Raw genomic sequence first — 12715 nt, forward strand, 5'->3', positions numbered from 1 at the left:
CGGTTGCGGGACTGCCTGCCTGGGTCCTGGCAGACGGCCGCGCAGCGCCCGAGGCAGATTGCCCCATCGCCCCCCTGCAACTAAGAGTGACTCGCAGTTGCAGGGTGTGAGGGACGGAATGACAAGACGCACTGAGTTGCTTGGTAGCGCCTCCCAGGCCGCGCTGGCCCTCGGGCTGGCCCTGGCGGTGCAGGGAACCGCACAGGCCCAGACGCCAGCCGCGCCGGCGCCGGAAGCCCCGGCCCTCCGCCTGCCGCAGCTCGAGATCGAGGGCCAGGAACCGGCCAACGTCCTGCGCCGCGGCACCGGCAACCCGCGCATGCCGGGCACCATCCAGGAAACCCCGCAGACGATGAACGTCGTCCCGCGCGAGATCCTGGAGCAGCAGAACGTCACCACGCTGGACCAGGCGCTGCGCAACGTCCCCGGCATCACCGCCTCGATCGGCGAGGGCAATGGCGGCGTCAACGGCGACCAGTTCCGCATCCGCGGCTTCACCTCGCAGAACGACGTCTATGTGGACGGGCTGCGCGACTTCGGCACCTACACCCGCGACGCCTTCAACTACGACAGCGTGACGGTGCTGAAGGGCCCCTCGGCCACCACCTTCGGCCAGAACACCGTCGGCGGCGTCATCAACGTCATCACCCGCACGCCGCAGCTCGGCAGCTTCTATGCCGGCAGCTTCTCCATCGGGATGAGTTCGCTCTACCGCGGCACCATCGACATCAACCAGCAGGTCAACGAGACCACCGCGGTGCGCCTGAACGCCATGGCGCACTACAACCGCACGGTCGACCGCGACAATGTCGATTCCGGCCGCTGGGCCATCGCCCCCTCCATCGCCTTCGGCCTCGGCACCAACACCACCCTGTCCGTGGAGTACATGCATTTCCAGGACAACCGGACGCCGGATTACGGCGTGCCGGTGGTGACGCCACCCGGCAGCAGCATCGGCCGGCCGGTGACGGAGTTCGGCGTGCCACGGCAGAACTGGTATGGCACGGACCTCAACCGCGACGACGTGGTGGTGGACCGGGTGACGGCCCGCCTGAAGCATGAGGCGACGGACTGGCTCACCCTCTACAACGACACCCGCTTCTCCTACATCACGCGCGATTTCGGGGCGACGGCGCCGAGCTGCCCGACCACCACGCCCACCCTCTGCACCCAGACCCTGTTCGGCCCCAACCCCAGGGCCGCCCTGGCCACCGCCTCCGGCCCCGGCCCCTTCCACCAGGAGACCTGGGGGCTGCAGAACGTGACCACGGCGGTCGCGCGCTTCACCACCGGCCCCTTCCGGCATGAGGCGACCCTCGGCCTCGATGCCTGGATCCAGAATGACGAGCGCACCGGCTTCGCCTTCTCCTCGACCCGCAGCCCGGTCAGCCTGTTCAACCCCAGCCACTCCGCCGCCGGTATCGGCATCGTGCCCGGCACCGGCGCCGCCAACCGCGAGACCCAGCAGCGCCACCTGGGCTTCTTCCTGACCGAGCGCTTCTGGCTGACGCCCCAGCTTTCCGTCATCGGCGGCGTCCGCGTCAGCAACTACGACATCACCTACAAGACCTACGGCACGGACGGCACCGCGGCCGCGGCCTTCACCAAGCTTTCCTCCAACAACACCTTCGCCGATCCGCGGGCGAGCCTGGTGTGGGAGCCGACGCCGAACCAGACCTACTACTTCTCCTACGCCACCTCCTCCAGCCCGCCCGGCTCCTTCATCACCACCCAGCCCGCCACCTTCACCGGCACCAGCCCGCTGGAGCCGGAGCGGATCACCAGCTACGAGATCGGCGCCAAGATCGGCGTACTGAACAACCGCCTCGGCCTCTACGGCGCGCTCTACCGGATCGAGAAGGGCAACGCCCTCATGACTGATCCGGCAACCGGCGACGTCACCCAGTCCGGCGACCAGCAGCGCAACCAGGGCGTCGAGTTGGGCGTGACCGGCCTGATCACCAATGACTGGATGATCAACGCCAACTACACCTACATGGACAGCGAGACGACACGCTCCCAGACGGCGGGTGTCACCGGCCGGCGGGTGCAGTTCGTGCCGCGCCACGCCGCCTCGCTCTGGACCACCTATGAGTTCCTGCGGGACACGCCCTACCAGTTCACCCTGGGCGGCGGCATCACCTGGCGCAGCCAGGTCTTCATCAACCCCGCCAACACCGCGGAAGTGCCGTCCAACTTCACCCTGGATGCGTTGCTCTCTCATAATTTCGGGGATCGCAAGCAGTGGCGCGCCTCGCTGAACGCCTACAACCTGACGAATGAGCTGAACTACGACAACCTGTTCGCCAACCGGGTCAATCCCTCGGCCGGGCGGACCTTCATCGCCAGCCTCTCCTTCGTCTACTGAGACCTGGCGCGGAAAGTCCCTGCTTTCCGAGCCGGGTATCGCGCGCGGGCCTGATGTGGCGGCGCGCCAGGCTGAAGGACATACCAGCCGCGCCGTCCCCCTGGCGGCGCGGCCTGCCCTCCCCCCGCCGCGCCCCTTTCCATCCGGGCGCGGCGGGGAGAGATAACCGGGCGGCCCATGACCGGGCCGCCGCCCGGGGCGCGGCCGGCGCGGCCGCGTCCAACCGCAGGAGCCCGCCCATGCTCGTCCAGATCCGCCAGGTGCTGACGCGGGAGGAGGTGGCCCATTGCCGCCGCATGCTGGAAGCCGCGGCCTGGGTCGATGGCCGGCAGACCGCCGGCGAGCAATCCGCCAAGGCCAAGCTGAACCTGCAGGTCCCGGAGAACGGCCCGGCCAGCCGGGAGCTGGGCGACCTCATCCTCCGCGCCCTCGGCCGTACGCCACTCTTCTCCTCCGCCGCGCTGCCGCTGCGCGTCTATCCGCCGATGTTCAACCGCTACGACACAGGCATGAAATTCGGCGCGCATGTGGACAACGCCATCCGCTACGTCCCCGGCACCAACGGCTTCCGCATGCGGGCCGATGTCTCCTCCACCCTCTTCCTCACCGACCCCGAGGATTATGACGGCGGCGAGCTGGTGGTGGAGGACACCTACGGCACCCACGCGGTGAAGCTGCCGGCCGGCGACATGGTGGTCTATCCCGCCACCAGCCTGCACCGGGTGAACGAGATCACCCGCGGCAGCCGCTGGGGCTGCTTCTTCTGGACCCAGTCCATGGTGAAGGATGACGGCCAGCGCGCCTTCCTCTACGACATGGACATGGCGATCATCGGCCTGCGCCAGGCCCTGCCGGACGACCACCCGAGCGTGCTGGCGCTGACGGCGAGCTACCACAACCTGCTGCGGCGCTGGGCGGAGATGTAGTAGGGGCTCCGCCCCCTGCCCCGGCAGAGGGCGCTGCCCTCTGCACTCCCGCCGGGGCCAAGGCTTGGCCCCGGACCCCGCCCTGAGCTTGCTGTCGCGGTGCCGGGGCTAACCTGCCACCTCCACGGGGGCACCGCCCTGGGCGAGGGATTGCACGATCGCCTCGAAGGCGGCGACGTTCGCCACCGCCTGGTCGAGCGGCAGGGGGTAGGGCGCGCGCCCTGCCGCGGCGGCGGCGAAGGCCTCCAGCTCGGCGCGCAGCGTGTCCACTTCGGGCGCCGCGATGCGCTCCGGCTCCCGCCCGCTCTCGCGCAGCACCACCTCCGTCTCGCTCACCGCCTCCACGCTGCCGCGCTCGCCGAACAGGTGCAGCCGCCAGACCCGCGGCGTGGCCCGGACCATGGCCAGCGTCCCGGAGATGCCGCAGGCGAATTCCAGCAGGACCGAAAGGCTGTCCAGCGGCCCCGGCGGCGGCTTCCGCACCACATGCAGCGTGGAGACGCGCTTCGCCGGCCCGACCAGGGCGGTGAAGGCGTCGATCACATGCACCCCGGTGCCGGTCATGCCGCCGGCCGGGGATTCCTCCGGGTCCGCCCGCCAGGGAGCGAAATTGCGGGAGGAATTCTCGTTGCTCGAATGCCCCTCGATATGCAGCAGCGTCCCCAGCCGCCCCTCCGCCAGGATGCGTTGCATGATGGCAAGGCTCGGCAGGAAGCGGCGATTATGGCCGACCGCGAGCGGCACGCCCGCCGCCTGGCAGGCGGCGACCGCCGCCACGGCATCCGCCCGCGTCAGGGTCAGCGGCTTCTCGCAGAACACCGGCAGGCCGCGCGCCGCCACCGCCTCGATCAGCGCGCGGTGGGAGCGGTGCGGGGTGGCGATGACCACCGCCTGCACCTCCCGGTCCGTCAGCATCGCCTCCAGGCTGGTGGAGAAGCGCAGCCCATGGGCGGCCGCCACCGGCGCGCCCGACTCCGCATGGCGGCTCATCCCGTGGACGAAGCGGATGGCGTCGCTGCCGCGCGCCGATTTCAGCAGCTCCTGCCCCCACCAGCCGGTGCCGATGATGCCCGCGGTGACCATGGCGCGTTCCCTTCCCCGTTCCGGCTGATAGGCTAGCTGCAAAACGGAGGAGACGGACAGGAATGCGCCGCATCCTGGCCCTGCTGCTGCTCGCCTGCCTGGCCGCGCCGCCCGCCCTGGCCGCCTGGCCGGAGCGCCCGGTCACCATCATCGTCCCCTTCGGCCCCGGCGGCGGCGCCGATATCGCCGCGCGCAGCCTGGGCCGCTGGCTGGAAGGAAGGCTGGGCCAGCCCTTCGTCATCGTGAACCGCGCCGGCGCCGGGGGCGAGATCGGCTTCGCCGCCCTCGCCCGCGCCGCGCCGGAGGGCTATACGATCGGCGTCGTCACCCTGCCCAACCTCGTCACCATCCCGATCGAGCGGCGGGCGCAATACGCGGTGGAGCAGCTCACCGCCATCGCCAATCTGGTGGATGATGTGGGCGGCGTCTTCGTCCGCGCCGATAGCCGCTTCCACAGCCTGGCCGACCTGATCGCCGCGGCGAAGCGGCAGCCGGGCGCCGTCTCCTTCGGCACCACCGGCATCGGCACCTATGCGCATTTCGGGATGCTGGCGGTGGAGGCGCAGGCGGGCGTGACGCTGACGCCGGTGGCCTATAGCGGCACGGCGGCGATGCGCGCCGCGCTGCTGCAGGGAGATTTGCAGGTGGCGGGCATCAGCATGACGGATGCGGTGGCGGAGCTGCAGGCCGGGCAGGTCCGCGCCCTCGGCCAGATGGCGGCCGAGCGTTGGTCCGGCGCCCCCGATGTGCCCACCCTGCGGGAGCAGGGCTTCGACGTGGTGCTGAGCTCCATGCGCGGCTTCGCGGCGCCGGCGGGCATGCCGGCGGAGGCGCTGCGGCGGCTTTCGGCGGAAATCGCGGCGGCCGCCGCGGACCCGGAATTCCGCCGCTTGGCGGAGCGGCAGGCGATGCCGCTGCGCTACCTGGACGGGGCGGGTTTCGCGGCGGAGATCGCGGCGCAGCAGGGGCGGTTCCGGGCGCAGTGGCAGGCGAAACCCTGGCGGGAGTGACGCCCGGCAGGCGAGGCCGGGGGGCGCCGGCGCCTCCGCCCGGCCCCCGCTCCGAACCGGCAGGTCAGGCGCGGCGGGATCCGGCGGCGGCTGAGCCCTCAGCCGCTACTTCGTGACGAAGGCCTTCTCCACCACATAGGTGCCGGGCTTGCTGTTGTTGCCCTCGACGAAGCCGCGGGCCTCCAGCATGGCGGTGACATCGGCGTTCAGCGCCTCGGAGCCGCAGATCATCACCCGGTCCCGCTCCGGCGAGATCGCCGGCAGGCCGAGATCGGCGAAGACCTTGCCGCTCTCGATCAGGGTGGTGATCCGCCCCTGCACCGGAAAGGGCTCCCGCGTCACGGAGGGGTAGTAGATCAGCTTGCCGCGCAGCATCTCGCCGAGGAATTCGTGCTCCGGCAGGTCCTTCGAGATGGTGTCGCGATAGGCCAGCTCCTTCACCTCGCGCACCGTGTGGCAGAGCACCACGCGCTCATACTTCTCGTACACCTCTGGCTCGCGGATCAGCGACATGAAGGGGGCGAGGCCGGTGCCGGTGGCGAGGAACCACAGCGTCTTCCCCGGCAGCAGGTTCTCCGTCAGCAGCGTGCCGGTCGGCTTCTTGCCGATCAGCACCGTGTCGCCCGGCTGAATGTGCTGCAGGCGGGAGGTGAGCGGGCCGTCCTGCACCTTGATGGAGAGGAATTCCAGCTCCTCATCCCAGGGCGGGCTGACCATGGAATAGGCCCGGACCAGCGGCTTGCCGTTCACCATCAGCCCGATCATGGCGAATTGCCCCGCCACGAAGCGCAGCGCCGGGTCCCGCGTGCAGCGGAAGGAGAACAGCCGGTCCGTCCAGTGGTGCACCCAGGTCACGGTCTCGCCGAAGAAGGCGGGGGGAATGGCGGGCTTCGGGGCCGGGGCGTGCATGTCCATGGCCGCGTTACATGCTGCACCGCGGTGGAAACCGCAACCGGATAAGGCGCGGACCGGCCATGCGATTCCCCTTTGCATTCGGCGACATGAACACTAAGTTACAGCTTAGTAATTCGAACCGTCAGGAGGCTCTGATGCCCCTCTTCGACCTGCCGCCCCTCGAGTTGAACGAGGTCATCGCCTGGGCGCTGATCGCTGGCGGCTTCGCCTACTGGGCGGCCCGCACCCTCGGCCCCTCCGCCGCGGCGGTCACCGCCGCGCTGGTGGCGCTGGCGGTGAAGTCGGCGCTGTTCGAGGCAAGCTAGAGCAGATCGCTGTAGGACGGCGTCGCCCGAAGGCGTGAATCTGCTCTGCAAACAAGGGCGTAGAGCGTTTTCGGTGAACGCATGTGAACCGAAAACGCTCTAGCCCCCCGGACGCCGCGCGGGCCCGCCAAGCCCGGTTCAGGCAGGCGAGGCAACGCTGGTAGGCGTCTCGGCTTGCGCCATCGCGGTCTCCTGGCTCCTTCCCGGTGGGAAGGGGTGCCAGGCTGACGGGCTCCGGAAAGCCGCCGGGCCGGCCCTCACCCCGGCGGCGTCGCCAGGCCGGCTGGCCAGGGAAGATCGTCGGGCTGCCCTTCCATGGCCGCGTCTCCGCCGGCGCCGGTCCGGCAGGCCCCGTGAGGACCGCCGGCCACGCTCCCATGGCCGCGCCGCGGCCGGCGCCGGGCCACCCTGCCCGCCGCGAACGCCCCGGCCCACTGACTCGCAGCCGTCACGGACCCGACACGGCACTGACATGCACCGCCGCTAGACCCCGCCCATCCACCCAAGGGGAGCGACATGCGCACCATCCTGCTCGCCGCCGGCCTGCTGGCCGCGGTGGCCGGCACCGCCCGGGCCGATCAGCGATTCGAAGCCACCCTCGCGGGCCATGCCATCCTGCCCGCCGGGAGCTTCACCCCGCCGCCCGCCGATGCCCCGCCAGGCTTCGCCACCTCCGGCCGCTTCACCGGCCCCGGCAATCTCCGCGTCGAGCAGCGCGGCGCCATCCCGGGCGATACCGGCGCCACCCATGGCCGCCGCCCCACCGGCCTCTCCCTGCCCTTCGAGGGCCAGCCCATCCAGGGCTTCTCCGGTATCAAGCCGGTGGCGGGCGAGCCCGGTGCCTATTGGGTCCTCACCGACAACGGCTTCGGCAACCGCCGCAACTCCGCCGACGTGCTGCTGATGTTCCACAAGGTCCGCCCGGATTTCCGCGCCGGCACCGTCACGGTGGAACGCACCATCTTCCTCTCCGACCCGAACCGGGTGCTGCCCTTCCCGATCGTCACCGAGGCGACGCCGACCCGCTATCTCACCGGCGCGGATCTCGACCTGGAGAGCCTGCAGCCCGTCGCCGACGGCTTCTGGATCGGCGAGGAATTCGGCCCCTTCCTCATCAAGGTGGACCAGCAGGGCCGGGTGCAGCGCCTCGTCGCCACGAAGCTCGGCGAGGAGGAGATCCGCAGCCCGGACAACCCGGCGCTGCAGCTCCCGGCCAGCCCCACCGGCACCGTCGCCTTCCGCTCCCAGCGCAGCGGCGGCTATGAGGGCATGGCCCAATCCCCGGATGGCAGCCGCCTCTACGCCCTGCTGGAAAAGCCGCTCTTCCGGGCCGATGGCCAGGCGGAGGGCAATTTCCTCCGCATCCTGGAATTCGACACGGCGCGCGGCGCATGGACCGGCCGCACGATGAAGTACCGCTTCGAGCAGGGCGGCGTCTCCATCGGCGACTTCAACATGCTGGATGACCGCCGCGCCCTGATCATCGAGCGCGACGACGGCGAGGGCGACCCCTCCCTCGCCTGCGGGGAAGGCAAGACCCCGCCCGCCTGCTTCCCGATGCCGGCCCGCCTCAAGCGCATCTATCTGGTCGATCTGCAGGACACCGATTCGGAAGGCTTCGTCCGCAAGATCGGCCATATCGACCTGATGGCGATCCGCGACCCCGAGGGCCTCAGCCGCGGCAATGGCGACCGCGCCGCCGTGCCGAATGACCGCTTCACCTTCCCCTTCTTCACCATCGAGAATGTGGCGGTGGTGGATGCCGACCACATCATCGTGGCGAACGACAACAACCTGCCCTTCAGCGCCGGCCGCCGCCTGACGGCGGCCGACAACAACGAGTTCATCCTGCTGCGCGTGCCGGAATTGCTGCGCGCCCGCTAGGGCGATATCCGGTCAGACGGAATCACCTGATCGGATGTCTTGCTGCAGGAAACGTAAGATCCAGAGCAGATCGCGTTCAGATGGAGTCATCTGAACGCGTGAAGATGCTCGCAAACAACGGCCTGGAGCATGCTGCGTGCGCGCAAGCGAACGCAGCAGGCTCCAGAGCGATATCCGATCGGGCAACATCACCCGATCGGATTTCCTGCTCTTGGAAATTGGAACGCGATCCGCCGGGCTTCGCACAGCCGGTCGCGCGATGGACGGTTGAGGTCGGCCCAGCCTCAACCGCACCACGCTCCGGCGCGGATCGACCGGGCCTCGCTCATCCATCCCGCACGCGCATCGTCTGGCCGCATGGGTCACGGTTGCGGTCGATCCCGGCCTCGACCAGCCGCGCTCCAGGCCCGTCACGGGCGGCCGCGGCCACGCCATGGCAATGTTCCCGGCAAGCTTCCCAAAGAATCTTGTCATGATGCTGCCGCATGGTTGCCGCGACGGCGGCTTTGCGACACTTTCGGTTGGCTCAGCGCCGGAGGAGTCGTGATGTCCGACCACAGCCCAGATCCCGTGGGCGCCTTCGTCCCCGGGCCGCGCCTCGCCATCGCCGGCGCCGCGGCAGGGCCGTTGCACGGCCTCGGCTTCGCGGTGAAGGATCTCTACGACATCGCCGGCCACCCGACGACCTATGGCAACCCGGATTGGGCCCGCACCCACCCGCCGGCCGCCGCCACCGCCCCGATCGTCACCGCCCTGCTCCAGGCCGGCGCCAGCCTCCGCGGCAAGACCAAGACGGTGGAGCTCGCCTACGGGCTGACCGGCGAGAACATCTGGCATGGCACGCCGCTGAACCCGAAGGCGCCGGACCGTTTCCCCGGCGGCTCCTCCTGCGGCTCCGCCGCCGCCGTCGCCGCGGGGCTGGCCGATTTCGCCCTCGGCTCGGATACCGGCGGCTCGGTCCGCATCCCGGCCAGCTATTGCGGCATCTTCGGCATCCGGCCGAGCTGGGGCGCCATCAGCCTCGCCGGCGCCTGCGGCCTCGGCCCCTCCTTCGACACGCCCGGCTGGTTCGCCGCCCGGGCGGAGGTGCTGGAGCGCGTGGGCGAGGTGCTGCTGCCCTACGACCTCCCCGCCGCCACCGGCCCGCTGCTGAAGCCGAGCGAGCCCTGGGTGAACGCCATCCCCGCCACCGCCGCCGCCCTGGTCCCGGCGATGGCCGCGCTGGAAGGGCTGCTCGGCCCCGCCGTCACGGTGAACCTGGTGCCGGAGGGGCTCAACACCCTCTATGAGCATTTCCGCTGCGCCCAGGCGGAGGAGGCCTGGGCCACGCTCGGGAGCTGGATCGCCGCCACCAACCCGGAATTCGGCCCGGGGGTGCGGGAGCGCTTCGCCGCGGCGCGGGAGATGGATCCGGCCAAGGCCGCCGCCGGCCGCGCCTTCCGCCGCCCCTTCGCGGCGCGGATACGCGCCCTGCTGGCCGGCGGGGCGGTGCTGGCCTACCCCACCTCCCCCGTCCCGGCGCCGAAGCTCACCGTCAGCCAGGCGGAGCAGAACAGCGTGCGGGAGCTGACCATGGGGGTGACGGCGATTGCCGGCCTGGCCGGCCTGCCGGAGGTGACGCTGCCGGCCGGGCTGGCGGAAGGCGCGCCGGTCGGGCTCTCCCTGGTGGCCGCGCCGGGGCGGGACCGGGCGCTGCTGGCGCTGGCCACGCGGCTCGCCGCCGCGCTGCACCTGGCGGGCTGAGGCCGGCGCGTCCGGCCGCGGGAACGGCGGGGCGGGGCGGAATTGTTGCAGCCGCCACCCCCTTCCCCCTAGAAGCAGCGAACCCAAGGAATGAACGAATCGCCGGCAGGGACCCCGAGCATGCCCATTCGCGACGCCGAGCCTGCCGACCTGCCCGCCATCACCGCCATCTACGCGCACCATGTGCTGCACGGCACCGGCACCTTCGAGGAGGTGCCGCCCCACGCCGCGGAGATGGCCGCGCGGCTGGCGAAGGTGCAAGGGGAGGGCTGGGCCTGGCTGGTGGCGGAGGAGCCGGGCCAGGGCATCATCGGCTTCGCCTACTACACCCAGTTCCGCGACCGCTCCGCCTTCCGCTTCGCCGCGGAGGACAGCATCTATGTCCGCAACGACGTCCGCGGCCAGGGGGTGGGCAAGGCGCTGGTGGCGGAGCTGCTGAAGCGGGCCGAGGCCGCCGGCTTCCGCCAGATCTTCGCGCTGATCGGGGATTCCGAGAATGTCGGCTCCATCGGCCTGCATGTCTCGCTCGGCTTCCGCAAGGCTGGGGTGATGCGGGCGGCGGGGCTGAAATTCGGCCGCTGGCTGGACCTGGTGCTCATGCAGCGCCCGCTCGGCGCGGGCGATCTGGACCTGCCGCAGGACTGATCCCCGGCCCGGAAAGTCCCGAAGTTCCGCGCCAGGTATCGCGCAGGGTTGCGCGTGGCGGCTGCGCGCCAGATCAAGGGCATGCCGGCCGCCCCCATGGACCGACAGCGGTCAGCATTTCACGCGGCCGGTATGACGCGCCATGCCTTGCCCATGCTTAACGCAAGGTTTTGCCACCGGACCGGACGGCATCTGCTAGAACAGCCTGCGACCTGATGGGTCATGGCGTGATCCATCAGGTCGGAGATAAGCTGCTTCAGTTACTGTATTTCCCAGGGCAAGAAATCCGATCAGGCGATGCCACCTGAGCGGACATCGCTCTGGGCTTTCATCCCCCTATGTTGGAGGCGCTGATGGCGGCAGCATTGCGGGCCTTCTTCGACCAGGCGACCAACACCGTCACCTACCTGCTCTGGGACAAGGCGACGCGCATCGGCGCGATCATCGACCCGGTACTGGACTGGGACAACCGCAGCGGCGAGGCGGATACCCGAAGCGCCGATGCCGTTCTCGCCGCGGCGGCGGAGGAAGGGCTCCGCCTGGAATGGGTGCTGGAAACCCATGTCCATGCCGACCACCTCACCGCCTCGCCCTACGTGAAGGCGCGGACCGGCGCCCGCATCGGCATCGGCGAGCATATCCGGGAGGTGCAGGCGATCTTCCGTCCGGTCTTCGGCGCCGAGGATGTGCTGCCCGATGGCGGCGATTTCGACCGGCTCTTCGCCGATGGGGAGGAATTCGCCCTCGGCACCCTCACCCTCAAGGTGCTGCATGTGCCCGGCCACACCCCGGCCTGCGTCGCCTATCTGGTGGAGGACATGGCCTTCGTCGGCGACACGCTCTTCATGCCGGATTACGGCACCGCCCGCTGCGACTTCCCGGGCGGCGATGCGCGGACGCTCTGGCACAGCATCCGCCGCCTCCTCGCCCTGCCGCCGGAGACGCGCCTCCTCACCTGCCACGACTACAAGGCGCCGGGCCGCGAGGAATTCGCCTGGGAAAGCACGGTGGCGGAGCAGCGGGCGCGCAACCCGCATGTGCATGACGGCATGACCGAGGAGCAATTCGTCGCGCAGCGGGAAGCGCGGGATGCGAAGCTGGCGCCGCCCCTGCTGCTGCTGCCCTCCATCCAGGTGAACATGCGCGCCGGCCGCTTCCCGCCGGCAGAGGCGAATGGCGTGCGCTACATGCGCATTCCCGTCACGCTGAAGGGCGGGCTGCGCGGGGCGAACACCCAGGCGATCCAGCCATAGGCGGAGCGGCCTGGCGGTAGGCACTCAAGGCGGCCATTCGCCGACGCCATGCTTTGGGCTCTTCTGTCGGAGTGTCGCCGCGTCGTGCGGACGGCGCGCCTCGGCGTCAGTGGACAGTGCGCCTTCGCCGCCAGCCTGACGGAAAGCGCCGCATGGCCGGGGCTTGCGGTGCGCCGCAGCAGGACGGAATTCATGCGCCGGGCCGAAGGCCGGCAGCACGAAGATCGGCCCGGACACAGGATGGGAACCTCGATGACCGGGATCTTCGACGCGCATTTCCACATCTTCCCGGGCGATGTCCCGATGCCGGGCAACGCCGGCCACGTCCCGCCGCCCTATGAGGTGACGGAGTACCGGGCGGCCGCCGCGGCGCTCGGCATCACCGGCGGCGCGATCGTCGCCGGCAGCGTGCAGGGCGGCGATCCCGGGCCGCTGCTGCGCGCCGCCGCCGCGCTCGGCCCGCGCTTCGTGGTGGTGGCCCAGGCCGATGCGGGCATGGAGGAGGCCACCATGGTGGCTCTCGCCGCCGCCAGGGTGCGCGGCCTGCGCTACAGCCTCTATCGCGGCCAGTGGGCGGAGCCGC

Annotated in this window: 11 protein-coding genes; 9 read left to right on the forward strand and 2 right to left on the reverse strand. The window is 70.5% G+C overall.

The genetic code is table 11. From position 1 onward, the window contains the following. The first annotated feature begins 118 nt into the window (after positions 1 to 118). Both NJ376_RS10925 and NJ376_RS10930 read left to right on the forward strand, forming a co-directional pair. Positions 119 to 2368, forward strand: coding sequence for a TonB-dependent receptor (locus NJ376_RS10925; RefSeq protein WP_252953285.1), 2250 nt, complete (start codon positions 119 to 121; stop codon positions 2366 to 2368). Positions 2369 to 2607: 239 nt separating this feature from the next. After that, positions 2608 to 3294: a Fe2+-dependent dioxygenase gene (locus NJ376_RS10930; RefSeq protein ID WP_252953286.1), complete on the forward strand. Its 687-nt coding sequence runs from the start codon at positions 2608 to 2610 to the stop codon at positions 3292 to 3294. A 108-nt stretch (positions 3295 to 3402) separates the two neighbouring features. On the opposite strand, the gene NJ376_RS10935 is transcribed toward NJ376_RS10930, so the two are convergent. Continuing rightward, positions 3403 to 4377, reverse strand: coding sequence for a Gfo/Idh/MocA family protein (locus tag NJ376_RS10935; RefSeq protein WP_252953288.1), 975 nt, complete (start codon positions 4375 to 4377; stop codon positions 3403 to 3405). A gap of 62 nt (positions 4378 to 4439) precedes the next feature. Between NJ376_RS10935 and NJ376_RS10940 the strand changes: the two genes are divergently transcribed. Next, a complete protein-coding gene (locus NJ376_RS10940; RefSeq protein ID WP_305879975.1) occupies positions 4440 to 5387 on the forward strand; it encodes a tripartite tricarboxylate transporter substrate binding protein in 948 nt (315 codons plus the stop codon). A 105-nt stretch (positions 5388 to 5492) separates the two neighbouring features. Here NJ376_RS10940 and NJ376_RS10945 read toward each other — a convergent pair whose 3' ends face one another. Beyond that, on the reverse strand, positions 5493 to 6296 hold the full coding sequence (locus tag NJ376_RS10945; protein WP_252953299.1) for a ferredoxin--NADP reductase: 804 nt from the start codon (positions 6294 to 6296) through the stop codon (positions 5493 to 5495). Positions 6297 to 6436: 140 nt separating this feature from the next. Between NJ376_RS10945 and NJ376_RS10950 the strand changes: the two genes are divergently transcribed. The 6 genes from NJ376_RS10950 to NJ376_RS10975 all read left to right on the forward strand — a co-directional run. Continuing rightward, positions 6437 to 6607, forward strand: a complete 171-nt coding sequence (locus NJ376_RS10950; RefSeq protein WP_252953289.1) for a hypothetical protein — start codon at positions 6437 to 6439, stop codon at positions 6605 to 6607. A 516-nt stretch (positions 6608 to 7123) separates the two neighbouring features. Further along, complete coding sequence (locus NJ376_RS10955) at positions 7124 to 8491, forward strand: esterase-like activity of phytase family protein (protein WP_252953290.1); 1368 nt, start codon at positions 7124 to 7126, stop codon at positions 8489 to 8491. 546 nt (positions 8492 to 9037) lie between these two features. After that, the gene (locus NJ376_RS10960) at positions 9038 to 10234 is read left to right on the forward strand and encodes an amidase (RefSeq protein ID WP_252953291.1); all 1197 of its coding nucleotides are present in this window, start codon (positions 9038 to 9040) and stop codon (positions 10232 to 10234) included. Positions 10235 to 10354: 120 nt separating this feature from the next. Continuing rightward, the gene (locus tag NJ376_RS10965) at positions 10355 to 10879 is read left to right on the forward strand and encodes a GNAT family N-acetyltransferase (RefSeq protein ID WP_252953292.1); all 525 of its coding nucleotides are present in this window, start codon (positions 10355 to 10357) and stop codon (positions 10877 to 10879) included. Between the two features lie 353 nt (positions 10880 to 11232). Continuing rightward, entirely contained in the window at positions 11233 to 12132 is a 900-nt protein-coding gene (locus NJ376_RS10970; protein ID WP_252953294.1) for an MBL fold metallo-hydrolase, read from the forward strand. 252 nt (positions 12133 to 12384) lie between these two features. Then, positions 12385 to 12715 (forward strand): amidohydrolase family protein (locus NJ376_RS10975; protein ID WP_370288176.1); only part of this gene is annotated, 331 nt, incomplete at its 3' end.

The organism is Siccirubricoccus soli, assembly GCF_024178315.1.
In the GTDB taxonomy this organism is placed as follows: domain Bacteria; phylum Pseudomonadota; class Alphaproteobacteria; order Acetobacterales; family Acetobacteraceae; genus Siccirubricoccus; species Siccirubricoccus soli.